13 protein-coding genes are annotated in these 24,023 nt (G+C 74.9%); 8 read left to right on the top strand and 5 right to left on the bottom strand.

Annotated elements, in window-relative coordinates; translation table 11 throughout:
- Positions 1 to 27 precede the first annotated feature (27 nt).
- The 3 genes from prfB to ACJ6WD_RS27205 all read right to left on the bottom strand — a co-directional run bounded on the left by prfB (position 28) and on the right by ACJ6WD_RS27205 (position 4,383).
- Positions 28 to 1,134 carry a peptide chain release factor 2 gene (gene prfB, locus ACJ6WD_RS27195; protein ID WP_016572295.1) on the bottom strand — a complete coding sequence of 369 codons (1,107 nt, stop codon included), beginning with the start codon at positions 1,132 to 1,134 and terminating at the stop codon, positions 28 to 30.
- A gap of 137 nt (positions 1,135 to 1,271) precedes the next feature.
- The gene (locus ACJ6WD_RS27200) at positions 1,272 to 2,576 is read right to left on the bottom strand and encodes a serine/threonine-protein kinase (protein WP_233659393.1); all 1,305 of its coding nucleotides are present in this window, start codon (positions 2,574 to 2,576) and stop codon (positions 1,272 to 1,274) included.
- A gap of 181 nt (positions 2,577 to 2,757) precedes the next feature.
- A complete protein-coding gene (locus tag ACJ6WD_RS27205) occupies positions 2,758 to 4,383 on the bottom strand; it encodes a serine/threonine-protein kinase (RefSeq protein ID WP_407616708.1) in 1,626 nt (541 codons plus the stop codon).
- Between the two features lie 533 nt (positions 4,384 to 4,916).
- Between ACJ6WD_RS27205 and ACJ6WD_RS27210 the strand changes: the two genes are divergently transcribed.
- The 5 genes from ACJ6WD_RS27210 (at position 4,917) to ACJ6WD_RS27230 (ending at position 14,667) form a co-directional block, all read left to right on the top strand.
- The gene (locus ACJ6WD_RS27210) at positions 4,917 to 8,669 is read left to right on the top strand and encodes an FtsK/SpoIIIE domain-containing protein (protein ID WP_407616726.1); all 3,753 of its coding nucleotides are present in this window, start codon (positions 4,917 to 4,919) and stop codon (positions 8,667 to 8,669) included.
- 1,013 nt (positions 8,670 to 9,682) lie between these two features.
- Entirely contained in the window at positions 9,683 to 11,074 is a 1,392-nt protein-coding gene (locus ACJ6WD_RS27215) for an ABC transporter substrate-binding protein (RefSeq protein WP_331248917.1), read from the top strand.
- Between the two features lie 61 nt (positions 11,075 to 11,135).
- Positions 11,136 to 12,470: a sugar ABC transporter permease gene (locus ACJ6WD_RS27220; protein WP_331248918.1), complete on the top strand. Its 1,335-nt coding sequence runs from the start codon at positions 11,136 to 11,138 to the stop codon at positions 12,468 to 12,470.
- An 8-nt stretch (positions 12,471 to 12,478) separates the two neighbouring features.
- Positions 12,479 to 13,426, top strand: a complete 948-nt coding sequence (locus tag ACJ6WD_RS27225; RefSeq protein ID WP_407616727.1) for a carbohydrate ABC transporter permease — start codon at positions 12,479 to 12,481, stop codon at positions 13,424 to 13,426.
- Positions 13,427 to 13,662: 236 nt separating this feature from the next.
- A complete protein-coding gene (locus ACJ6WD_RS27230) occupies positions 13,663 to 14,667 on the top strand; it encodes a class I SAM-dependent methyltransferase (RefSeq protein ID WP_407616709.1) in 1,005 nt (334 codons plus the stop codon).
- Between the two features lie 47 nt (positions 14,668 to 14,714).
- On the opposite strand, the gene ACJ6WD_RS27235 is transcribed toward ACJ6WD_RS27230, so the two are convergent.
- The gene (locus ACJ6WD_RS27235) at positions 14,715 to 15,404 is read right to left on the bottom strand and encodes a trans-aconitate 2-methyltransferase (RefSeq protein WP_233659387.1); all 690 of its coding nucleotides are present in this window, start codon (positions 15,402 to 15,404) and stop codon (positions 14,715 to 14,717) included.
- A gap of 250 nt (positions 15,405 to 15,654) precedes the next feature.
- Between ACJ6WD_RS27235 and ACJ6WD_RS27240 the strand changes: the two genes are divergently transcribed.
- The 3 genes from ACJ6WD_RS27240 (at position 15,655) to galE (ending at position 22,247) form a co-directional block, all read left to right on the top strand.
- Positions 15,655 to 19,224: a CDP-glycerol glycerophosphotransferase family protein gene (locus tag ACJ6WD_RS27240; protein ID WP_407616710.1), complete on the top strand. Its 3,570-nt coding sequence runs from the start codon at positions 15,655 to 15,657 to the stop codon at positions 19,222 to 19,224.
- A 313-nt stretch (positions 19,225 to 19,537) separates the two neighbouring features.
- The gene (locus ACJ6WD_RS27245; RefSeq protein WP_233659385.1) at positions 19,538 to 21,217 is read left to right on the top strand and encodes a glycosyltransferase family 2 protein; all 1,680 of its coding nucleotides are present in this window, start codon (positions 19,538 to 19,540) and stop codon (positions 21,215 to 21,217) included.
- Between the two features lie 43 nt (positions 21,218 to 21,260).
- Positions 21,261 to 22,247: a UDP-glucose 4-epimerase GalE gene (gene galE, locus ACJ6WD_RS27250; protein ID WP_407616711.1), complete on the top strand. Its 987-nt coding sequence runs from the start codon at positions 21,261 to 21,263 to the stop codon at positions 22,245 to 22,247.
- Between the two features lie 67 nt (positions 22,248 to 22,314).
- Here galE and ACJ6WD_RS27255 read toward each other — a convergent pair whose 3' ends face one another.
- Positions 22,315 to 24,003 (bottom strand): CocE/NonD family hydrolase, encoded by a 1,689-nt coding sequence (locus ACJ6WD_RS27255; RefSeq protein ID WP_407616712.1) that lies wholly within the window; start codon positions 24,001 to 24,003, stop codon positions 22,315 to 22,317.
- Between the last annotated feature and the right edge of the window lie 20 nt (positions 24,004 to 24,023).

Below are 24,023 nucleotides of genomic sequence, written 5' to 3' on the forward strand. Positions count from 1 at the left end.
CGGGTGTTTGTCCGCTTGCGTCGGCGGTTACTTCGCCTGCTGCTTGCGCCAGCGGATGCCGGCCTCCAGGAAGCCGTCGATATCGCCGTCCAGCACGCCCTGCGGGTTGCCGACCTCGAACTCCGTCCGCAGGTCCTTGACCATCTGGTACGGGTGCAGGACGTACGAACGCATCTGGTTGCCCCAGGAGTTGCCGCCGTCGCCCTTGAGGGCGTCCATCTTGGCCTGCTCCTCCTGGCGGCGCCGCTCCAGCAGCTTCGCCTGGAGGACGTTCATGGCGGAGGCCTTGTTCTGGATCTGCGAGCGCTCGTTCTGGCAGGAGACGACGATGCCGGTGGGCAGGTGGGTCAGGCGGACCGCGGAGTCCGTGGTGTTGACGCCCTGACCGCCGGGGCCGGAGGAACGGTAGACGTCCACCCGCAGGTCGCTCTCGTCGATCTCGATGTGGTCGGTCTGCTCGACGACCGGCAGCACCTCGACGCCCGCGAACGAGGTCTGGCGGCGGCCCTGGTTGTCGAACGGCGAGATGCGCACCAGGCGGTGCGTGCCCTGCTCCACCGAGAGCGTGCCGTAGGCGTAGGGCACCTGGACGGCGAAGGTGGTCGACTTGATGCCGGCCTCTTCGGCGTACGAGGTCTCGTACAGCTCGGTCTTGTAGCCGTGGCGCTCGGCCCAGCGCAGGTACATCCGCTGGAGCTTCTCGGCGAAGTCGGCGGCGTCCACCCCGCCGGCCTCGGCGCGGATGCTCACCAGGGCCTCACGGGCGTCGTACTCGCCGGACAGCAGCGTGCGGACCTCCAGCTCGTCCACCGCCCTGCGGACGTCGGTCAGCTCGCGCTCGGCCTCGGCGCGGGTCTCCTCGTCGCCCTCGGCCTCGGCGAGCTCGAAGAGCACCTCGAGGTCGTCGACGCGGCCGCGCAGTTCCTCGGCCCGGCGCAGCTGGCCCTGGAGAAAGGACAGCTTGCTGGTGATCTTCTGCGCGTTCGCCGGGTCGTCCCACAGGGACGGCGCCGCGGCCTGCTCCTCAAGCACGGCGACATCGGCCCTCATCTTGTCGAGGTCCAGGACGGCCTCGATCGACCCCATGGTCGAGGAGAGGGACTTCAGCTCTTCGGATACATCGACGACTGCCACGCACCCAGCCTAACGGCTGCCACCGACAATGTGCCCCGGCCCCGGCCCGCCGGCCGGGGCGAAGCCGGGCCGCGCGGGCCCGCCGCCGGGCCCGCGCGCGGTGTCCGCGCCCGCGCCGCGGCGGCGTCCGGCCCAGGTCACGGCGTTCCGTGCGGCTGGTGCACGCCCGGCCGGGCATCGCCCGATCCGTCGCCGCCCGAGGCCAGCAGACCGCCGATCGTGGCAGCCACGACGACCAGGGCGGCCACCGCGCCCACCTTGAGACGGCGGCGGCGCACCGCCTCCGGTGACGAACGGTGCCGGGCCGAACCCGCCCGGCGCTCCCCCGCGGCCCGCGGGGCGCGGGCCGTGCCGTGCGCGCCACCGGCCAGTTCGTCCGGCTCGGGCACCCGCATGCTGGTGTGCGTCTCCCGGCTGGAGTCCGGGGTGGCTCCCTGGACGAGGGGGACCGCGCCGCGCGGCGGGCCCTCCGGCTCCGTCGTCGGGTAGTGCGCCTCCTGGCGGGACCCGGCGGGGCCGCCCTCCGGGTCGTCCGCCGACGGCTCGTCGCCGGGCTCGTCGATGTCCAGGGGCGGGATGCCGGCCAGGCCGGGCAGGATCTCCCGCAGTCGGGCGGCCAGTTCCGGGGCGCGCAGCCGGGAGGCGGGCGCCTTGGCCAGGCACTGGAGCAGCAGTTGCCACAGCTCGTCCGGGATGCCGGGCAGCGGGGCGACGCTCTCGGTGACGTGGCGGCGCAGCACCGCGCCGGGGTGGCCGCCCCCGAAGGGCGTGAAGCCGGCGAGCATCTCGTACAGGACGGTGGCCAGCGCGTAGACGTCCACCGAGGCGCGTGGCGGGAGCCCTTCGATGATCTCCGGGGCCAGGTAGTCGGGGGTGCCGATGACCTTGGCCGAGCGGAGCGAGAGGGTGGTGCCCCCGGTCGACGACTGGGGCAGGGTGCGGCGGGCGGAGTCCACCAGGCGCGCGATGCCGAAGTCGGTGAGCAGCGCGGGGTGCGCGCCACCGGGGCCGAGCGGTCCCTGCATGTCCAGCAGGACGTTCTCCGGCTTGACGTCGCGGTGCACGATCCGGGCGGCGTGCGCGGCAGCGAGGCCGTCGGCGACGTCGGCCGCGATGGCCACGGCGGCCTCCGGGGCGAGCCGCCGCTCGCGCTCCAGACGGGTGCGCAGGTCCGTCCCGCGGACCAGGTCCATGACGAGCGCGAGGTCGGCGCCGTCCACGACGAGGTCGCGGACGCCGACGACGCGCGGGTGCTCCAGGCTCAGCAGCGCCGCCCGCTCCTGTACGAAGCGGCCGACGAGCTCCTGGTCGGAGGCGAGGTCCTCACGCAACAGCTTGATGGCCACGGCCCCTTCGGGACCCTCGCCCAGCCATACCGTGCCCGCACTGCCGCGCCCCAGGATCTGGTGGGCGGTGTACCGGCTGCCGATCTTCCGTGCCAAGACTGCTCCGACGTGTCGGGCCCCCGAGGCGTCCTGCGGGGGCTGAGGTTGGCGTCAAAGCTACGCGGGCGCCAGAGGGTTCAGTGCCCCCAATAGCGGCAACCGTCACTTCTGTCCGCGAATTCACCGGCCGGAAGTCGACAAAGCGACGATGCCGCCACCGCTGCGTCCGTACGGGCCGTCAGCCACCGACTTTCTGTACGAAGTCCTTCACGCTGGTGAAGACGTCACCGATCTGCTGGAAGAAGCCCTTGGTCGTCCCGATCCACTCCTGGAGCGGGGTGAACTCCCAGACCAACCAGGCCGCCACGAACAGCAGCAGCAGCGTGAAGAGGCAGCCCTTCAGGCAGCCCAGGCCGGGGATCCGCATCGGGTTGGCGCTGCGCTGCCGCGGCTCGCGCGGGGGCCGGGGCTCCCGGGCGGGCGGCGGGGGCGGCTCGTAGCGCTGCGGCGGCGGCTCCTGGCGGCGCTGCGGGGCCGGCGGCCGCTGCGCGGCGTAGCCGGCCGGCTGGCCGCCGTACTGGGGCTGCTGCTGCGGGGCGGGCCCCGGGCGGCGCTGCGGGCGGCGGCGCAGCGGGTCGTCCTGCGGGTCCAGGTACTGCACCTGGGTCTGGTCGTTGCGGTCGCGGGCGGCCCGCAGCTGGGACTCCCACGGGTGCGGACCCTCGGGCTCCGGAGGGCCGGCGGGCGCCCCCATCGGCATCGGGGGCACCGGCGGCATCGCGCGGGTCGGCGCCGGGCCCTGGACCGCGGGGCCACCGGCGCCGGTGGCCGGCAGCACGCTGGTCGGGGCGCCCGGGTCGTAGGAGGACGCGTTGGTCGGCAGCACCTGGGTGGGCGCCGCGGCGCCCGCCCCCTGGGAGCCCTCGGTGCCGGGGACCGTGGCGGGGTCCGGGTCCGGGGCGAGCAGCGCGGCGACGCCCAGCGCCGCCTGGGCCTGCTCCGGGGTGGCCTGCGCGCCGACGCCCGCCGCGACGGTGCGCAGCCCGCGGGCGAGGTTCTCGGCGCTGGGGCGCTCCTCGGGGCGCTTGCGCAGGCAGCGCTCGATGACCGTCCACATCGGGTCGGGGACCGAGGCGGGGCGCTGCGGCTCCTCGGCGAGGTGCTTGTGCAGGACCTCCAGGGCGGTCGCCCCGGCGAACGGCGGACGGCCGGTGACCAGCTCGTAGAGCAGGATGCCCGCGCCGTAGACGTCCACCGCGGAGGTCTGCGGGCGCCCCTCGGCGGACTCCGGCGCCACGTAGGCGGGGGTGCCGACGAACTCGTGCGTCCGGGTCAGCCCGGGGGAATCGGCGAGCCGGGCGATGCCGAAGTCGGTCAGCATCGGGTGCATCTCGCCGCTGCCGTCCGAGCCGGCGAGCAGGACGTTGGCGGGCTTGAGGTCGCGGTGGACGACGCCGTCGGCGTGGCTGGCGGCCAGCGCGTCGGCGATCTGCGCGGTGAGCAGCGCCGCCGCCACCGCGCTGAACGGGCCGTTGTCGCGCAGGTAGCGGTGCAGGTCGGGGCCGTCGACCAGGTCCATGACGAGCGCCAGCAGGTCGCCCTCGACGACCAGGTCGCGGGTCCGGACGATGTTGGGGTGGGTGAGCCGCAGCAGGACGGAGCGCTCCCGCAGGAAGCGCATCACCACGTCGGCGTCGGACGCCAGCTCCTCCTTGAGGACCTTGATCGCGACCGTTTCGCCGGGCTCCCCCGGGACGGCGGCCTCGGCACCCGCCGTCTCCCTCTGGCGGGCACGCCAGACGGTGCCCGTGGCGCCGCGTCCCAGCGGCTCCTCAAGCAGGTACTTGCTGCCTACCGGCCGCACGTCATGCGCTCCCTGGTCGTGGTGGATCCTTGCCTGGCCCGCTGGGTCAGCTCGCGGCCCGTCCGCCCCACTGTAGTGCCGTCGCACAAACATTTCGGTGCGCCGGACGGGGCGGGGCTCCTCGGAAAGACGCCGGTTCCGGGCCGTTGGTTGCCCCGGTCGCAGGCGCCGCACGGCCCGGCGGGCACGGCGCGGGCGGCGGGCGCGTCAACTCGGCCGGAACCCACTTCAGCGGTCCGGGTGCCGTCCGCCACTGATCGCTTCCCCGGCATCCGATGATCGAAATCGGCCGGTTCAATGCGGGTAAGCAGGCAGTTTTCCGCCGGGCGCCGACCAATCAAGATCATTAATGGGCGGTCGACGGGCGTGTTGTCAGCGGCAGGTGCGAGGATGCATCCCAGCACGCACGCGGTGGGGGCGCGCGGTCACTGTCGCGACGTGCATGGGACATGTCCGTGCCGACGTGCCCGGGGTGCGGTGGGGGAGCGAGCGAGCCCCTGCCGGATTCCCGGCAGAAGGGACCGTTGACGGCGATGCAGATCCGGCTGACCGTCCTCGGGCCGCGCAGCGGCCCCACCACGCGGGCCTGCGACGTCCTCGTGACGGCCCCCGCCGGCACCGCCCTCGCGACGGTGGCCGGCTCCCTCGCGGCGGCCGTGGCGGGCACCGGCGCGGACGTCGGCACCACCGGCAGCAGCGCCCCCGTCATCCTCTACGCCGGCACCGAACGCCTCGACCCCCAGCGCGCCGCCCTCGGCGAGCCGCCCCTGATCGACGGCGCGGTGCTCTCCCTCCAGGGCCCCGGCCCCGCCCCCGCACACGGCCTGCCGCACGGCTCCGCCCGGCTGCGCGTCGTCTCCGGCCCCGACGCCGGCGGCGTCCACCTCCTGCACGGCGGACAGATCCGCATCGGCCGCTCCGCCGACGCCGACGTCCCCCTGGACGACCCCGACGTCTCCCGCCTGCACTGCGCCGTCACCGTCGAGCCCGACGGCGCGGTCTACGTCGCCGACCTGCGCTCCACCAACGGCACCGCCGTCGACGGCACCGAGCTCGGCGACCGCGCCGTCCTCCTGCCGCCCGGCGCCCTGCTGCGCATCGGCGAATCGGCGCTCCGCCTCCAGTCCCCGCCGCGCACCCCGGACCCGGCCCTGAACGCCACCCCCGACGGCGAGGGCCACCTCCGCGTCGCCCCCGGCCAGCTGGGCCCCGGCGCCACGGCCACCGGGGCGACCACCTCGGGCGCCCTGTACGCCGGCCCCGGCCACTCCTCCACACCGGCCACCACCGGCACGGGCCACCGGGACACCCCGCTGCGCGGCATCCCCGCCCCCACCAGCCGCGCCGCGCACGACACCGACGTGCCCCCGGGCCCGCCGGGCTTCCCCGCCCCGGCATCGGGGGGACCGGCGGGCGGCGGCTTGTTCCCGCCCGCCGCGCCGCACCAGCAGACCGCCCCCGGCCTCGCCGCGCACACATCGGCAGCACCCGACCCCACGGCGCCCGGCGCCGTCCCGCCGCCGCACGCGCCCCACGCCCCGACCCACACCACGTACGGCACCGGGCCCAGCCACCCGGCAGCGGCCTACGGGACGAGCCCCGCGCCCGTGTCCGGCCACGGTGGCGCGCCCATGGACGGGCAGACCCACGGCGGACAGCAGTCCCTGGTCCCGGTCGACCCGATGGCCCGCAAGGCCGGCCGGCGCGGCGGCATCGGCGCCTGGGCCCGCCGGCTGGCCGGCGGACGCCCCGTGGTGGACCCGGACGCCCCCGAGCCCGGCACCCCGTACGACGACGGGCCGGCACCCGCCGGCGAACCGGCCCGCAGCACCGCCGTCGCCACCCCCACGGCCACCGGCACCGCAACCGGCCCGGCCGACCACGAACGCTGGCCGGACGCCGCCGCGATCCTGCTCACCGTGCTCGGCCCGGGGCCCCGGCTCTGGGAGCGCGGCCCGGACCACCCCGACGCGCTCACCGTCCGCCTGGGCACGGCCGAGCGGGACGGCGGGCGCACCGTCGCACCGGTCACCGTCGACCTGCGCCGCGCCGGCGCCCTCGGGCTGGCCGGCCCGCGCGGGCGCCTCGTCGGCCTCGCCCGGTCCGTCACCGCGCAGCTCGCCGCCCTGCACTCCCCCGGCACGCTGGAGATCGTGCTGCTCGGCACCGACCGGGCGCAGGCCACCGAGGAGCGGGTGGCCGACTGGTCCTGGCTGGGCTGGCTGCCGCACGTCCGCCCGACCCGCGGCCAGGACTGCCGCCTCCTGCTCGCCTTCGACAAGGAACAGGCCACCGCCCGCACGTCCGAACTGGTGCGACGCCTGGACGACGGCCCCCTGGGCCCCGGTTGGCCCAGCGCCGACCGCGCCGAAGTGGCCTCCGCCGCCGCCCGCCACCACGGACCGCACACCCTGCTGATCGTGGACGGCGACCCCGGTTCGTCGGCGCTGCGCGAGACCACCGCACGGCTCGCGGCGGGCGGTCCGGCGGCCGGCATCCACGTGCTCTGCCTGGCGGAGACCCCGGCCGCCTCCCCCGCCTTCCCGCTGGCCGCGACGTACGAGGCGGCGCGCGTCGCCTCACCCGCGTTCGGCGAGTGCGGTGCGGTCGCGGTGCTCAGCGGCGACGTCGCCACGGCCCTGCGGGTGGTGCAACCCGGCTCGGGGCCGAACGGCGCGGTCGCGACCGTGGACGCGGTCTCCGCCGCCTGGGCCGAGCGGTTCGCCCGGTCGCTGGCGCCGCTGCGCGAGACCGAGACGGGCGCCGGCGCGGGCGGGCCGACGGCACCGCGCGCCGCGGTGCCGCTGCCGGACGCGACGCGTCTGCTGGACGAGCTGGGGCTGGCCCGCGCCACTCCCGCGTCCCTGCTGGCCCGTTGGGCGGCGGCCCAGGACACCGACCGCCCCAGCGCCGCCGCGGTGCTGGGCGCCGGACCGCACGGCCCCGTGGTCGCCGACCTCGCGGCCGACGGCGCCCACCTGCTCGTCGAAGGCGCCCCGGCCACCGGCAAGACCGAACTGCTGCGGTCGCTCGCCGCGTCGCTGGCCGCCGCGGACCGCCCGGACCGGCTGTCGCTGGTGCTGGTGGACGGCGCCGGCACCGAGCGCGGCGACGGCCTGCGGGCCTGTACGGAACTGCCGCACGTCACGACGCATCTGGCCGCCTCGGACCCGGTGCGGATGCGGGAGTTCGCCCAGGCCCTGTCCTCCGAGCTGAAGCGGCGCGCCGAAATACTGGCCGGCACCCCCTTCTCCGAGTGGCGCACCAAGCACCTCCCGGCCCCCCGCATCGTGGCCCCCCGACGCTCCGCCGAAAGCACCGCCGCCCACGGCGCCGCCAAGGCGAACGCCCCCACCGCGCACACCGCGAACGCGACAGGGCCGAACCCCTCCGGCCCCTCAAACACCACCGGGATCGCAGGCACCGCCAGCACCTCCGCCACCACCAGCGCCTCGGGTGCGCGGCCCGCGACGACCAGCGCCTCCGCAGCCGCACCACACCAGCACGCCACCTCCACCCCACCCACCTCATTCACACCGAGTAACGAATCACCGGAACAATTCACTCTCCGTAATCGTTGCCGTAATGAGGAAGAGGGTGGCGGCGCCACGGCCGGGCCCGCGGACCCCTCCCGCACGGGCACCCTGCGCCTCCGCACCCGCACGGAAGCCTCCGAGCCCGGCCCGGCGGCGTCCCAGGCGCCGGCGCAGGGCCCCGCCCACACGTCCGCCCCGATGCCCCGACTCTTCATCCTGGTCGACGACTTCGACGCACTGGTCTCCCCGGCGCTGGGCAGCACCGGCCGCCCGGCCGCCGGTTCCGTGGTCCGCGCCCTGGAGGCGGTGGCCCGGGACGGCGCGGCGCTGGGCGTGCACCTGATAGCGGCGACCGGCCACCCGGACCGCACCGAAGGCACCGCCACCGCCGAACGGGCCGCCCTGCGCATCCAGTTGGGACGCATCCCGTCGGCCGCCGGCCACGCCGGCTCGGCCGAGTCGGCACCGTCCGACGCCGAGCCGGTGCCGCCGGGCCGCGGGTGGCTGCACCGCGCCGAGGACGGCGCGTCCACGCCGTTCCAGGCGGGTCGGGTGACCGGCCGGATACCCCGTACGTCCACCCTGCGGCCGACCGTCGTGCCCCTGGAGTGGCAACGGATGGGCGACCCGCCGGCCCGGCGCCCGCTCCGGGAGCTGGGCAACGGCCCGACGGACCTGGCGCTGCTGGCAAGTGCGCTGCAGCGGGCCGCACAGTCCTCGGGCGCGCCGGCTGGGCCGTCGCTGATGTGAGGCCGGCGCCGGGGCCGGTGTTGACGTAAGGCCGGCGCTGGGTGCGGGAGGCGCTGCTTCGTGGCCGGCGCTGCTCTGTGGTCGTGAGGGGCTGCCGTGGAGGGCTTCGGCCGATGCCGTGGAGGGCTTCGGCCGATGCCGTGGAGGGCTTCGGCCGATAGGGGCTCGGGTTTCAAGGGGCTGGGCCTTCGGGGGTTGTGCCTTCGGGGCCTTGGGCCCTGGGGGGGGTAGCGGCAGGCGGGGTGACGAGGGGCGGGGGCTGCCGGGGGCGGAGGCTGCCGGGGGTGGCGGCTGCCGGGGCGGGGCGAGGTCGGGCCGACTCTGGCCCGTAACAGGCCGATCACAAAAGGGCAGTTGGCGTGGGCGGCGGTATTGCGGAGCCGGTGGTGGGGGCGTAGGACTGTCGCACGTGCCGCGGTCCCGGTCCGCTTCGCGATCTCGGTCTTCGCGATCCTGGTTTCGGTGATCTCGGTGATCTCGGTGGCCTTGGTGATCTCGGTGGCCCCGGTGCCGGTGTCGTGTCGGTAGTGGTGTCGGTGTCGGGCCCGGCCGTGGTTGCCGGGTGGGCATGGACCGGGCCGAGCGGCGGGTCGGCCCCTGCGGGGAGCCGTGGGGCGCCGGGTGCCGGGTGCCGGGCCCCGGCAGAACAGCTGTAGAGCCCGGTAGAACAGCTACGGAACGACTGCACCGCCAGTACGGACAGCACCGTCAGCACTGCCAGTAGGGACAGCGCCACCGGCACGGAGCACCACCAGCACGCCGCCCGGCGCCGGGAGCGCGGGGAGTGCGAGTTGCACCGGCAAGAACGGCAGGACCGGCAGCGTCGCGGGGACCTCGTATCTCGTACCTCGACGGCGCGGCGCCATCACGGAGCACGGCAGCGCCACACCGCAGCACGACACACGGCACAGCTCAGCGACGCCGCAGCGCGGCACGGGCGCGGCAGCGCCGGAGCACGGCAGCACAGCACTCAGGCACTCAGGCACTCAGGTCAAGACGGAGGGGCTACGGGGATGCGTGGACGAGTCGGGCGGGGCGAGCGGGGCGGGCGCGCGGGGGTGCGGGTGGCGGCGGCCGTGGCGGTGGTGGCACTCGGGGCCGCCGGGTGCGGGGGCAGTGGGGGTAGCGGGAGCGGTGGGGGTAGTGGGAGTGGTGGGTCGGGGGGTGGGAGTACGGCGCCGACGGTGGCGTTGCCGAAGTTGAGCGGGCAGCGGTTGCAGGTGACGGCGGTCTGGACGGGGGCCGAGCGGGACAACTTCACCAAGGTGTTGGCGGAGTTCGAGAAGCGCACCGGGGCGAAGGTGGACTTCGTGCCCAGCGGCGATGACATGGCGGGCTTCATCGGGTCCAAGATCGCTGGTGGTGGGCCGCCGGACGTGGCGCTGTTGCAGCAGGTGGGGGTGTTGAACGAGTTCGCCGGGAAGGGGTGGCTCAAGCCGCTCGGGGCGGACGCCAAGGCGCAGTTGGCGAAGAACTTCAGCAGGGGGTGGCGGGAGCTGGGGGCCCACGGGGGCACCGAGTACGGGGTGTACTTCAAGGCCAGCAACAAGTCGTTGGTCTGGTACAACGCGAAGGTCTTCGAGAATGCCGGGGTGTCCGAGCCGAAGACGTGGCCGGAGTTCTTGAAGACGGCTCAGACGATCTCCGAGTCGGGTGTGGAGCCGGTGTCGGTGGGCGGGTCGGACGGGTGGACGCTGACCGACTGGTTCGAGAACGTGTACCTGTCGCAGGCCGGGCCGCAGAAGTACGACCGGTTGGCGAAGCACGACCTGAAGTGGACGGATCCGTCGGTGACGCGGGCGCTGACCACGTTGGGGCAGTTGTTCGGCCGCAAGGAGTTGTTGGCGGGCGGCAATGCGGGGGCGTTGCAGACGGACTTCCCGACGTCGGTGACGCAGACGTTCACCGGGGGTGACGCGCCGAAGGCGGCGATGGTGTCGTCGGCGGACTTCGCGGCGGCGAACATCGCGCAGACGAAGGCGAAGGTGGGGACGGACGCGAAGGTGTTCCCGTTCCCCGCGGTGGGTGCCAGGTCGCCGGTGGTGACCGGTGGGGACGTGGCGGTGGCGCTGAAGGACTCCAAGGCGGCGCAGGCGTTGTTGACGTTCCTGGCGTCGACGGACGCGGCGAAGATCTGGGCGCAGGCGGGCGGTTTCCTGTCGCCGAACAAGGAGTTGGACCGGGCGGCGTACGCGGACGACGTGATGCGGAAGATCGCGCGGGCGTTGGTCGCGGCGGGGGACGACTTCCGGTTCGACATGTCGGATCAGGCGCCGGCGTCGTTCGGGGGGAAGCCGGGGCAGGGCGAGTGGAAGGACCTTCAGGACTTCTTGAAGGACCCCAAGGACGTGGCGGGGACGCAGCAGCGGTTGGAGCGGGACGCGGCCAAGTCCTTCGGGCACTGAGCGGGCCGGGCGGTACCTCGTTGGGTGGGGCACCTCGATCGGGAGCGGGGGTTCGTCGGCGATGAGCGAGGCGGGTACGGGTGCGGGGCGGGCCGGGGCGCGGCGGCGCGGGGTGGCGGGGACGCGGTGGTGGGTCGCCGCGGTGTTCTTGTTGCCGGCGTTGGTGTTGCTGGGTGCGCTGGTGGTGTATCCGATCGGGTTCTCGGTGTATCGGAGTCTGTTCGACGCGTCCGGCGACGGCTTCGTGGGGCTGGGGAATTACGGGGCGATGTTCTCGGACGAGGGCATCCGGACGGCGTTGCGGAACAACGTGGTGTGGGTGGTGGTGGCGCCGACGGTGTCGACCGCGCTGGGGTTGATCTTCGCGGTGTTGACGGAGCGGGTGCGGTGGGGCACGGCGTTCAAGTTGGTCGTCTTCATGCCGATGGCGATCTCGATGTTGGCGGCCGGGATCATCTTCCGGTTGGTGTACGACCAGGATCCGCAGCGCGGGGTGGCGAACGCGGTGTGGGTGGGGGTGCACGACACGTTCGCGGAGCCGGCGCCGTTCCCGGGGGCGAAGCCGCGGCCGAACGCGGATTTGCGGCCGTCGGGGGGCGGGGCGTTCACGTCGCGGTCGGTGGTGCGGGCGGGGGTGCGGGTGGCGCTGCCGTTGGTGGCGGTGCAGCCGTCGGACGTGCGGGGGGCGCGGTCGGCGGTGGTGGCGCGGCCGCGGGTGGGTCAGGTGACGGGTACGGCGTGGTTGGACTTCACCCGTGGGGGTGGGGGTCGGCCGAACGTCATCGATCCGGGTGAGAAGGCGTTGGCCGGGCTGAGGGTGGAGGCGGTGAAGGACGGCCGGGTGGTGGCGTCGGCGGTGACCGCGGCGGACGGGACGTTCGCGTTGCCGGCGGCGGAGGCGGTGGGGGCGCGGGTGCGGTTGCCGGCGGCGGATTTCGCGGCGGCGTACAACGGGGTGGACTGGTTGGGGCCGGTGTTGGTGACGCCGGCGATCATCGGCAGTTACGTGTGGATGTGGGCCGGTTTCGCGATGGTGTTGATCGCGGCGGGGTTGGCGGGGGTGCCGCGGGAGTTGTTGGAGGCGGCCCGGGTGGACGGGGCCGGTGAGTGGCAGGTGTTCCGCCGGATCACGGTGCCGTTGTTGGCGCCGGTGCTGGTGGTGGTGTTGGTGACGTTGATGATCAACGTGCTGAAGATCTTCGATCTGGTGTACATCATCGCGCCGGGGTCGAGTCTGCGGTCGGCGAACGTGTTGGCGTTGCAGTTGTTCCAGTCGTCGTTCGGGACGGATGTGGACGAGGGGCTGGGGAGTGCGATCGCGGTGTTCTTGCTGGTGCTGGTGCTGCCGGTGATGTACGTGAATCTGCGCCGGATACGGAAGGAGCGCCGTCGATGACGTCGTCGATGTCGACCGTGGGCGGGGGCTTGGGGACGGCTGGTCGTGGGGGCCGTGGGGGTCGTGGGGGCCGTGGGGGTCGTGCGCGGGGGCGGGCGGGTGGTGGGCCGTCGGTGGGGGCGCGGCTCGCGGCGCGTGCCGGTGGTGGTGCGGTGCGGGTGTTCCTGGTGTTGGTGGCGTTGTTCTGGTTGATGCCGTCGGTGGGGTTGTTGGTGTCGTCGCTGCGCAGTCCGGCGCAGATCGCGGAGTCGGGTTGGTGGGAGGTGTTCACCCGGCCGGCGCAGTTGACGGTGGACAACTACAGCCAGTTGTTGTCGAACGGGAAGGTGATGGGGTCGCTGGTGACGACGGCGGCGATCACGGTGCCGTCGACGGTGCTGGTGGTGGTGATCGGGTCGTTGGCGGGCTATGCCTTCGCGTGGTTGGACTTCCCGGGGCGGGACGGGTGGTTCATGGTGGTGGTGGGGCTGCTGGTGGTGCCGGTGCAGGTGGCGCTGATTCCGGTGGCGAAGTTGTTCGGTGCGGTGGGGCTGTTCGAGACGACGGCCGGGGTGGTGTTGTTCCACACGGCGTTCGGGTTGCCGTTCGCGGTGTTCCTGTTGCGGAACTTCTTCGCGGAGATCCCGCGGGAGTTGTTGGAGGCGGCGCGGCTGGACGGGGCGGGCGAGTTGCGGTTGTTCACGCGGGTGGTGATGCCGCTCGGCGGGCCGGCGATCGCGTCGTTGGGGATCTTCCAGTTCCTGTGGGTGTGGAACGACATGCTGATCGCGTTGATCTTCGCGGACAGCGGGCATCCGCCGATCACGGTGGCGTTGCAGCAGGAGGTGCGGCAGTTCGGCAACAACATCGACGTGTTGGCGCCGGGGGCGTTCTTGTCGATGGTGGTGCCGCTGATCGTGTTCTTCGCCTTCCAGCGGCAGTTCGTGTCGGGGGTGATGGCGGGGGCGGTGAAGTGACCGCGGGCGGGCGCGGTCCGGGCGGTGGGGCGGGTTCGGGGGTCGGGCGGCGGAGATGACCGGAGCGCGGCGCAACGCTCACCTTCCGTTCATGTTGCTGCCCCACGATGGCGCCGCTCCGTGAAACGCATGGTGCGACCGGGGTGCTGCGCGCAGCCGGCCGGATCCCGGGGCCGTGCCGTGCCCCCGTGTCGTACATCGCCATCGATTCCCGACCGTCTGGAGACGGACCGCACATGACTGCCGCTACCGCAGGCCACAGTGCCGACCAGCTGCCGCGCCCGACCCGGTTGTCCGAGGTCAAGGGGTGGTTCTTCACCGCCGATCAGTTGCTCTTCGACTGGTTCCTGCGTCATCAGCAGGACCGGGGGGTGGCGGGGGACCTGCTGGAACTGGGCGCGTACATGGGCAAGAGCGCGATCTTCCTGGGTGCGCGGTTGCGTCCGGAGGAGCGCTTCACGGTCTGCGACCTGTTCGACTCGCCGGCCGAGGACGCGTCGAACTCGCGGGAGATGGCGAAGTCGTACGCGACGTTGACGCGTCGCGCGTTCGAGGCCAACTACCTTGCGTTCCATGAGGAGTTGCCGGTCGTCGTGCAGGGGTTGAGCTCGTCGGTGAGCGAGCACGTGGCGCCGGACAGCGTGCGGTTCGCGCATATCGACGCGTCGCACCTGTACGCGCACGTGCACGGCGACATCCTGGCGGTGCGGGAGCTGTTGGCCGATGCCGGGGTGGTGGTGATGGACGACTACCGGGCGGAGCACTGTCCGGGGGTGGCCGCCGCCACGTGGCAGGCCGTGACGGATCACGGGCTGCGGCCGATCTGCGTGACCGGCACCAAGTTCTACGGCACGTGGGGGGACCCGGAGCCGTACCGGACGGGGCTGCTGGCGTGGTTGGCGGAGCGCGGTGACGTGTGGCACGAGGTGCAGGAGGTCAACGGTGCGCCGCTGGTGCGGTTGAGCGCCAAGGGGGCGAAGGAGCCGGCGCACCCGGTGTCGCGGCACGAGGCGGCGCCGGCGCGGGCGGCGGATGCGGCGGAGCCCGGGACGCCCGGGACGCCGGCGGCGAAGCCCCAGAAGCCCGCGGAGGCGGCGCGGCCGGCGGTCGGGCGGCCGGCGCCGCGGCCGCCGCGGGGTGTGTTGCGCCGGGTGGCGCTGGACGTGTTGCCGCCGGTCGTGACGCGGGCGCTCGTGCGGGCCCGGAAGCGGGCGCGGGCCCAGGGCCCCGCCGGGCGCTAGCCGGGGCGTGAGGGGGGCGGGCCGGTGGGGGTGCCGGCCCGTCCGGTTCAACCGCGGGGGACCTGGCCGACCAGGACGAAGGAGTTCGCGCGCAGGACGCGGCCGGCGGTCCGGGGCAGCGGGTGGGAGTAGGTGCGGCGGACGGCGAGTCCGGCGGCTTCGGCGAAGGCCCGCAGCAGGGTGAAGTCGGTGAAGCGGACGGGTTCCGGGCCGGCGCGGTGGCCAGCTTCCTGGGCGGTGATCAACAGGACGCCGCCGCCGGGCCGGACGTAGGGGACGTAGGCGCGCAGGAGTTCCTCGACCTGTTCGTCGTCGAGGTGCTGAAGGACGTGGGCGGTGAGCAGCGCGTCGAAGGCACCGGGGCGGGCGTGCGGGCCGGCGAGGAAGGCGTCGGCGGTGTAGGCGGTCAGGCCGCGGGCGCGGCAGTGGGCGACGGACCGCGGGTCGTGGTCGATGCCGACGCTGCCGGGGGCGCAGGCGGCGAGGGTGTCGCCGTCGCCGCAGCCGATCTCCAGGACGCGGCCGGGTCCGATCCGGCGCAGTTGCCGCGCGAACGGGGGCCGGGCGGGCAGCAGCCGGGTCAGGGGGTGCCGTTCGTGGCGGGCGGGCAGGCGCGCGGTGGAGGCGGCCGGGGCGGTGCCGGCCGGGTGCGGGGTGCGGGCGGCGGGGGTGCCGGGGGCGGGGGCCGCGGTGTCGGGGCGGTCGGTGGCGGCGGAGCTGTCGGTTCGGCCGGGCATCGCGGGGCGGTCACCTTCCTGGGCGGCGGGCGGTTGCCGGTGTCCGGTGGGTGGGGCACCGGGCACGCTGTCCACGGTCTACGCCATTGCGGGGGCCGGGCCGCTTCGCCGCACCTTCGCCTCACCCTTTCAGCGCAGCGTCGGTGACCGGGTCGGCGATGGACGAGTTGAGGGACGAGTCGGCCGCATCGTCGCGTGTGTGGCGCGGGGTTGGTCCCGTGGTCCGCCTGTCCGGAAAGGCTCGTCCGCCATGAAGCCTCGGCTCACCGTCGTCGTCCCGGTCCCGCGCGAAGCGGGGTCCGCGCGCCATGTGGAGGAGTGTCTGGAGTCGGTGGCGGCCCAGACGTCGGAGGCGTTGGACGTGGTGGTGGTGGACGACGGGCCGGCCCGGGGTGCGGCGGAGTCGCCGCCGGGCGGGTGGCGGCGGTGGGTGGAGCGGGATCCGCGGTTCCGGGTGGTGCACGACGGTGGCGGCGGGGGGCGGGGCGGGGGGTGGAACGCCGGTGCGCGGCATGTCTTTCCGCACACCGAGTACCTGGCGTTCCTGGCGCCGGACGACGTGCTGCTGCCGCGGGCGTACGAGGACCTGATCGGGTTGTTGGACAAGTCGGGGGCGGATCTGGCGACCGGGAACGTCTACCGGTTGGGGGCGGCGGGGCGGAGCCAGTCGGCGTTCCATCCGGCGGCCCGGGAGACGGTGTTGCGCACCCACGTCCGCCGGGATCCGGTGCTGCTCGGTGACCACTTCGTGCGGAACAAGGTGTTCCGGCGGGCGTTCTGGGACCGGCACGGGTTCGTCTTCCCCGACGGGGACGGGTGCGACGGTGCGGCGGTGGCGCTGCCGGCGCACGTGCTGGCCGAGGCGGTGGACGTGCTGCACGAGCACGTCTGCTACTGGCGGCTGCCGTCGGGGGCGGGGCGGTCCGGGCGGCCGGGGGCGCAGGAGGTGCGGGACCGGTTCGCGGCGGTGGCGCGGATGCGGGCGCTGCTGGCCGATCCGGTGCACCGGGTGGACGCCGGGCTGCGGGCGGCGTACGACCGGGCGCAGTTGACCGGGGGGTTGTCGGACCTGGTGGCGGCGGCGCCGGGGGCGGCGCCCGAGGTGCGGACCGCGTTCTTGGACTGTGCGCGGGACTTCCTGGCGGGGACCGATCCGCGGGCGTTGCGGGCGCTGCCGGTGGAGTTGCGGATGCGGTGGTACCTGGTGCGGTCCGGGCGGTTGGCGGACTTGGGGACGCTGTTGGCGCACGAGGCGCGCAATCCGGGGGGTTTCGCGGTGGCCGGGCCGCCGTTGCGGCGGCGGGCGGTGCTGCCGGTGGCGCCGCCGGTGGAGTTGCCGGCGGGGGTGGTGCGGCTGGAGCGGTCGGACTTCCCGGTGCGGGCGGAGGTCCGGGAGGCGGTGTGGCGGGGCGGGGTGCTGTTGCTGCGGGGGTGGGCCTACGTGCGGAACCTGCCGGCCGCCTCGCGGCACGGGGCGCTGCGGACGGTGGTGTTGTCGTGCGGGCGGCGGCGGGTGGTGCTGCCGGTGCGGACGGTGGCGATGCCGGAGGCGACGGCGGCGTCCGGGCAGGAGCTGCACTGTTACGACTGGTCGGGGTTCGAGGTGCGGCTGGATCCGGCGCGGTTGCGGCGCGGGGGGCGGCTGGTGCCGGGCGAGTGGCGGGTCGAGGTGCTGCTGGCGTCGGCGGGGGCGGTGCGGTCCGGGGAGTTGGCGGCGCCGGACAGCGGGTCGGGGGCGGCGCCGGCCGGGCACGAGGGTGCGGACGGGGTGCGGGTGACGCCGCGGTATGTGGACGGGCGGTTGCGGATCGCGGTGTCCCGCCCGGTGCGGCGGCTGGTGGGGTCGCCGCGGGTGGCGGGTGGCGCGTTGGAGATGGCGGTGGCCGTGCCCGGGCCGGTGCCGCTGGGGCTGCGCCTGACGCACCGGGGCACGGGGACGGTGGTGTCGTTCCCGGTGGAGGCGGCCCAGGTTCCTGGGGCGCCGGCCGGCGGCGGGAGCGGCGCGGCCGGTGGGGCGCGGTGTGTGGTGCGGGTGCGGTTGGACGTGTTGGCCGCGGCGCGGCCCGCGCGGGACGGGGAGCCGGCCGCGGTTCCGCCGCCGCACACCGAGACCTGGTGGCCGGAGCTGGTGCTGCCCGGCGGCGGCACCGATCGGGTGGTCTGCCCGCCGGGGATGGCTCCGGTGGCGCATCCGCTGCCGCACGGCCGGGAGGTGGTGGCGTCGGCGTCGCCGGCCGGGGAGTTGGTGTTGCAGGACCGGGTGCCGCAGGCGTACGCGGACCGGGTGGTGTGGCGGGCGGACGGCACGCTGCTGCTGGCGGGGACGCTGCCGGATGCCGCGCCGACCGCGCCGGAGCTGGTCTTGAAGCACACCGTGCACGCCACCGAGGTGGTGTTCCCGGCCGCGCATGACGGTGGGCGGTTCCACGGGGCGCTGCCGTTGGCCGCGGTGCCGTCGCTGGCCGGGGAGGTGCCGTTGCGGGAGGGCCGTTGGACGGTGCACCTGCGGGAGCGGGGGGCGGTGGGGTCGCCGCTGGATCCGCCGGTGCGGTGCGCGCCGTCGGTCGTCGACGGGCTGCCGGTGTCGCGGACGGTGCGCGGCAAGCCGTTCTCGTTGGACCGGCTGGGGCAGGACGAGGTGTTCGTGGCGGCGGGGCCGGCGGTGCCGCCGGTGGACCGGGGTCCCTACCGGCGGCGGGTGCTGCGCGAGCAGCACTATCCGCTGCACCGTTCGCGGCCGTTGCGGGACACCGTCCTCTACAGCAGCTTCGGCGGCCGGGCGTACGGGGACTCGCCGCGTGCGGTGCATGAGGAGTTGGTGCGGCGGGGGGTTGATGTGGAGCATCTGTGGGCGGTGCGGGACGCGCAGGCTCCGGTGCCGTCGAGCGCGCGGCCGGTGGTGGTGGGCAGTGCCGCCTGGCACGGGGCGCTGGCGCACAGCCACTGGATCGTGACCAACACGCACCTGCCGCGGTGGTTCGTGCGGCGGGCCGGGCAGCGGGTGATCCAGACGTGGCACGGGACGCCGTTGAAGCGGATCGGGGCGGATCTGGCGGGGACGCTGTGCGGCGGGTTGGCGCATCTGGCGCCGCGGCCGCGGCTGGGGCGGCAGTGGAGCGTGCTGGTGTCGCCGAACGCCGCGAGCACCCCGGTGTTGCGGTCGGCGCTCGGCTATGCCGGGAAGCTGGTCGAGACGGGGTTGCCGCGGACCGATGCGCTGCACGCCCCGGACCGGGACGAGGTGGCCGCCGCGGTCCGCGCGCAGCTGGGCGTGCGGCCGGACCAGCGGGTGGTGCTGTACGCGCCGACGCCGCGCGACGACGTGGCGTACGACGCCTCGCACCACCGGCTGCACCTGCCGCTGGACCTGGACGTGGCGCGGGCGGCGTTGGGCGAGGACCACGTGGTGCTGGTGCGCAGTCATCCGCAGGTGCCGGACCGGTTGCCGGCGCACCACGCGCCGTTCGCGCGCGATGTGTCGTCGTACCCGGACGCGACGGAACTGCTGCTGGCCGCGGACGTGTTGGTGACCGACTACTCGTCGTTGGCGGCGGACTTCGCCGGGACGGGTCGGCCGATGCTGTTCCTCACGCCGGATCTGGCGCACTACCGCGATGCGCTGCGCGGTTTCAGCCTGGACTTCGAGGCGCGGGTGCCGGGTCCGCTGCTGTCGTCGACGGACGAGGTGGTGGAGGCGTTGGGGGACCTGCCGGCGGTGGCGCGGGAGAGTGCGGCGGCGTACGCGGAGTTCCGGCGGGTGTTCTGTCATCTGGACGACGGCGGGGCGGCGGGGCGGGTCGCGGACCTGGTCGTGGAGTGAGGGGGCCGGCGGCGGGGTGAGGGTGTCGGGGCGCGGGCGGGGGCGCGGGCCGGTGGGGTGCGCGGCGGCCGGATCGGCATCTCCCGGCACCCGCGTCGTTACAGCATGTGCAGGCGCCCTCGCGGGGCGTCCGCGCGGGCGAACGCACGGCCTCGCTGCGGGGTCCGGGGGGTTACGAGACGGCAATGAGGCGGAAAAAGAAGGCGGCCGCTGCAACCACTCGGTGGATTTCGCCCTCTGACCCTGGAGAACAGGGGTCCGAACCTGCCCGCGCCACGAGCTGCTGTCGACACGAAATGTAGATTTAGTGACTGTGAATGACGCCCTTGAGTCACAGCCTGGGCCCGCCCCCACGCCCGCCGCGCAGGTCAGCGTCGTCGTCATCGCCTTCAACGATGCCGTGCACGTCGCCGATGCGGTGCGTTCGGCGCTCGCACAGGGGGACGCGGTCGCCGAGGTGATCGCGGTCGACGACGCCTCCACCGACGGCACCGGCGCCGCCCTGGACGCCCTGGCGCGCAGCGAGCCGCGGTTGCGGGTGCTGCACCGCGGCGAGAACAGCGGGGGGTGCGGGTCCCCGCGCAACGACGGGTTGCGGGCCGCCGCCGGCCGGTACGTGATGTTCCTCGACAGCGACGACGTGCTGCCGCCGGGTGCGGTGCCGGCGCTGCTGGCAGCGGCGCTGCGGCACGGGGCGCCGGTCGCCGCGGGCGCCTGCGTCCGCCGGGAGCTGCCGGCCCGCCGCGACGTGCCCTGGCAGCCGGCGCTGTACCGCGAGCCGGCCGTGTACGACACCCCGGAGGCCGCGCCGCAGCTGGTCCGCGACACCCTCTGCGTCAACAAGCTCTACGCCCGGGACTTCCTCACCGGCCACGCCATCGCGTTCCCCGAGGGCCGCTACCACTACGAGGACTTCGTCTTCACCGCCCGGGTGCTGGCCGCCGCCCCGAAGATCGCCACGGTGCCCGACACCGTGTACGTCTGGCACGTGCGGCGGGCCGCCGCGAAGCAGTCGATCTCCCTGGACCGCAAGGACGTCGCCAACTGGCGGCAGCGCCTGGAGGCGCACCGCACCGTCCTGCGGATCCTCGAGGACGCCGGGCGCAAGGCGCTGGCGCGGGCCGCGGCCACCAAGTTCCTCGACCACGACCTGCGGATGTACGTCCGTGAGCTGCACACCCGCAGCGCGGACTACCGGGCCGAGTGGTGGCGGCTGACCCGCGAGCACCTGGCCGGCTTCGAAGAGGCCGAGGTGGCCGCCGCGCAGGCCCCGGCCCGCTGGCTGGCCCGGGTCGTCCTGGCCTCCCCCGCCCCGTGTGACCTGGACCGGTTGACGCAGCTGGCGGCCCGCCCCGGGCGGCTGCTGCCCCCGTACGCGACGGGTCCCGACGGCGCCCCCGTCTGGTCGGCGGAGCTGCCCGAGGTGCGGTTGGACGGTCTGGCCGCGGGGGACGCGGTGGACGCCGCCGACGAGGACGTGCCGGGGCTCGACGCGTCCCCCAGCCTGCCGGTGGCGGTGGACGCCGATCCGGTGCTGGGCGCCGCCCGCGGGCTGCTGCGGCTGCGCGTCCACGACCTGTACGGCCGGCTGGCCGCGGCCGGCCCGGTCAGCGTCGACGTCGCGCTGCACCGTCGGCGCGACGACCGGCCCGGCCCGGTGCACACCGCGACCCTGACCCCCACCGCCGACGGCACGGCCTGGACGGCCACGGTGGCGCTGGACCTGACGCCGCTGACCGAGCTGCCCGGCTCCCGGCCCGCCGAGCCCGAGCCGTGGGACCTGACGGCCCGGCTGACCTGCACGGACGGCACCGCGATCGGGGTCGGGCTGCGGGCCGTGGGCACCGGTCTGCGGCGGCACGTGCTGCCCAGCCGGCGCCAGCTGGTGCTGTTGGCGCAGCCCTACCCGACCACCGGCGGCGCGCTGGCGCTGCGGGTGGCGTCGGGACCGCGCAGCGTCTGGCGGATCGCCGCCCGACGGCTGCGCCGCTGACCCGCAATCCCTGTCCCTCTGTTCCCTGCCTAGGATTGGCGCTATGTCTTACCTGATCACGGGTGGTGCCGGTTACATCGGCTCCCATGTCGTAAGGGCCCTGCGGCAGGCCGGCGAGACGGTCGTCGTCCTCGACGATCTGACGACGGGCGTGCGCGCCCGGGTCCCCGAGGACGTGCCGCTGGTCGTCGGCTCGACGCTGGACCGCGCACTGCTCGACGCGACCCTCGCCGAGCACGGCATCACCGACGTCGTCCACCTGGCCGCGAAGAAGCAGGTCGGCGAGTCGGTGGAGATGCCGCTGCACTACTACCGCGAGAACGTGCACGGCCTGCAGACGCTGTTGGAGGCAATGGCCGCCGGCGGCGTGCCGCGGTTCGTCTTCTCGTCGTCGGCGGCCGTCTACGGCATGCCGGACGTGGACCTGGTCACCGAGGACACCCCGTGCGTCCCGATCAACCCGTACGGCGAGACCAAGCTCGTCGGCGAGTGGATGGCGCGCGCCGCCGGCAAGGCCCACGGCATCAGCACGGCCTGCCTGCGGTACTTCAACGTGGCCGGTGCCGCGACGCCGGAGCTGGCCGACACCGGTGTCTTCAACATCGTGCCGATGGTCTTCGAGCGGCTGACCCAGGGCGCCGCGCCGCGGATCTTCGGTGACGACTACGACACCCCCGACGGCACCTGCATCCGCGACTACATCCACGTCGCGGACCTCGCCGACGCCCACGTCGCGGCGGCCCGCAGCCTTGCCGAGCCGGGCCCGGTCCGGGACCTGACCCTGAACATCGGCCGGGGCGAAGGCGTGTCGGTCCGCGAGATGGTCGACCTGATCGCGGAGATCACCGGCCACCAGGGGGTCGTCCCCGAGGTCACCCCGCGGCGTGCCGGCGACCCGGCCCGGGTGGTGGCCGCCGCCGACCGCATCACCAAGGAGCTGGGCTGGCAGGCCCGCCACGACGTCCGCGACATGATCACGTCGGCGTGGGCGGGTTGGCAGCACCACCACCCCGAGGCCCGTCAGGACTGACGGCCGCACGTGTGCCGGCGGGCCGCCCGCTCCCGTTCCCGGGGGTGGGCGGCCCGCCGCGTTGCGCTCAGGGCAGTTCCAGGGCCGAACCCGGGTGCAGGGCGATCCGCACCGGGCCGGCGCCGTGGGCCCCGGGCGGCAGCGCGTAGCGGGGGAACGCGCCGCCGCTGACCTGCAACCGGACCCGGTGCCCTGCGGCGAAGCGGTGCGCGGTGGCGGTCATCGGCACCGCCACCGCCGGCGGTGGTGCCGTCCCGCCGGGGACCCGCACCAGGCCGTCGCAGACGTTCACCGAGCGGCCCCGCGGGTCCACGTCGCACAGGCGCGCGAAGACGTCGAAGGGCCGGTCGGGCGGGGTGCCGTCGGTGCCGGTCGCGGTGATCCGCAACCGGGCCGCGACCGGGCCGAGGATTTCCGAGGGCGCGGTCAGCTCCGGCCCGGTGAACGTCAGCACGTCCGGCCGGGCCTCCAGGGCCGCGTTGTCGCGGCGCCCGCCGCCCTGGGGCGCCGGCCCGCCGACGGACGGGGTGGGGTCGGCCGGATCGTGCCGGAACTCCCCCACCGGTGCCGCGTCGCCGGGAGCCCGGCGCCCGAGCCCGCCGCCCGCGGTGAGGTACCAGGGGCCCGCCGCGTCGCCCGGGGGCGGCGGCCAGTCGGGCAGGTCCCGCCACCCGCCCCCGCCGCCGACGTGTACCCGCACCGGCGCGGTCCGCGGCCCGTCCGCTTCCCCGCCCAGCCGTGCCCGCAGCCACGCCAGGCTCTCCGCGAACACCTCCGGCCAGCCCACCTGGAGCGCCGAGGCGTGCGTCCACGACCCGATGAGCAGCGTCGTCTCGCAGCCCGCCCGGCGCAGCCGCCGGTACTGCTCGATGCTCTGGTCGAGGAAGACGTCCTGCCACCCGCCGACCAGGCAGGTGGGCACCGTGGACCGGTCCAGGACCGCGCCCTTCGACGCGGCGCGCCAGTACGGGTCGTTCCCGTCCGTGCGGGTGAACGCCTCGGCCAGCCAGGGGAGTTCGGCCGCCGGGCCGGACGACGTGTAGGGCGGTTCCGCCCGGTGCGCCCCGCGCAGCCACCGCCGAAGCCGCAGTGCGGCCCGCAGGAAGGGGCGCCACCCGCGGTGCTGGTACGCCATCCCCATGCCCGACACCAGCGCGTTCTGCAGGTGGAGCGCGCCGCCGCCGTGGAAGTACGGATGGGGGTCGTGGAATCCGATCTGCACCACCATGGCCCGCAGTTCCGGTGGCGGTTCCTCGGCCAGGGCCCACTGCACGTAGCCCAGGTAGCTGGGCCCGATCGTGCCCAGCGCCCCGGTGAACCACGGCTGTGCGCGCAGCCAGGCCACGGTGGCCCGGCCGTCCGCCGCCTCGTGCCGCCACGGGTGGAAGTCGCCGCCGGAGCCGCCGGTCCCCCGGCTGCTCTGCACCACGACGTGGAACCCGTGCTCGGCGAAGAGGAGGCCGTACAGCGCCGCCCACGGCACGCCCCGCCCGTAGGGCGACCGCACCAGAAGCGTCGGGAACCGGCCGGCCCCCGGCGCCAACTCGCCTGCCGTGTAGGGAAAGTAATGGTCGGTCAGGAGTGAGACGTCGCCGCCGGCCGGCACTGCCAGTCGCGCCTCGTACCCGACGCGGTACGGACCCGCCGGTACGTTGCGCCACGTCGCGCGCAGCCATCGCGCGGCCCGTGGCGCCCGCCCCGTCGGCGCGGTCCGCGGCAGGCCCGTCACCGCGCCGCCGCCCTCGGCCTCCGCCATGGTTGCCCCTCCCTCACGGA

Origin of the sequence: Streptomyces sp. VTCC 41912 (assembly GCF_045799175.1) — a bacterium.
Lineage (GTDB): Bacteria > Actinomycetota > Actinomycetes > Streptomycetales > Streptomycetaceae > Streptomyces > Streptomyces albulus_C.

Excerpts from the sequence above, each read along its gene's own strand:
- ACJ6WD_RS27210 (WP_407616726.1), top strand. The coding sequence starts at position 4,917 with ATGCAGATCCGGCTGACCGTCCTCGGGCCGCGCAGCGGCCCCACCACG.
- ACJ6WD_RS27215 (WP_331248917.1), top strand. The coding sequence starts at position 9,683 with ATGCGTGGACGAGTCGGGCGGGGCGAGCGGGGCGGGCGCGCGGGGGTG.
- ACJ6WD_RS27220 (WP_331248918.1), top strand. The coding sequence starts at position 11,136 with ATGAGCGAGGCGGGTACGGGTGCGGGGCGGGCCGGGGCGCGGCGGCGC.
- ACJ6WD_RS27225 (WP_407616727.1), top strand. The coding sequence starts at position 12,479 with ATGTCGACCGTGGGCGGGGGCTTGGGGACGGCTGGTCGTGGGGGCCGT.
- ACJ6WD_RS27230 (WP_407616709.1), top strand. The coding sequence starts at position 13,663 with ATGACTGCCGCTACCGCAGGCCACAGTGCCGACCAGCTGCCGCGCCCG.
- ACJ6WD_RS27235 (WP_233659387.1), bottom strand. The coding sequence starts at position 15,404 with ATGCCCGGCCGAACCGACAGCTCCGCCGCCACCGACCGCCCCGACACC.
- ACJ6WD_RS27240 (WP_407616710.1), top strand. The coding sequence starts at position 15,655 with ATGAAGCCTCGGCTCACCGTCGTCGTCCCGGTCCCGCGCGAAGCGGGG.
- galE (WP_407616711.1), top strand. The coding sequence starts at position 21,261 with ATGTCTTACCTGATCACGGGTGGTGCCGGTTACATCGGCTCCCATGTC.
- ACJ6WD_RS27255 (WP_407616712.1), bottom strand. The coding sequence starts at position 24,003 with ATGGCGGAGGCCGAGGGCGGCGGCGCGGTGACGGGCCTGCCGCGGACC.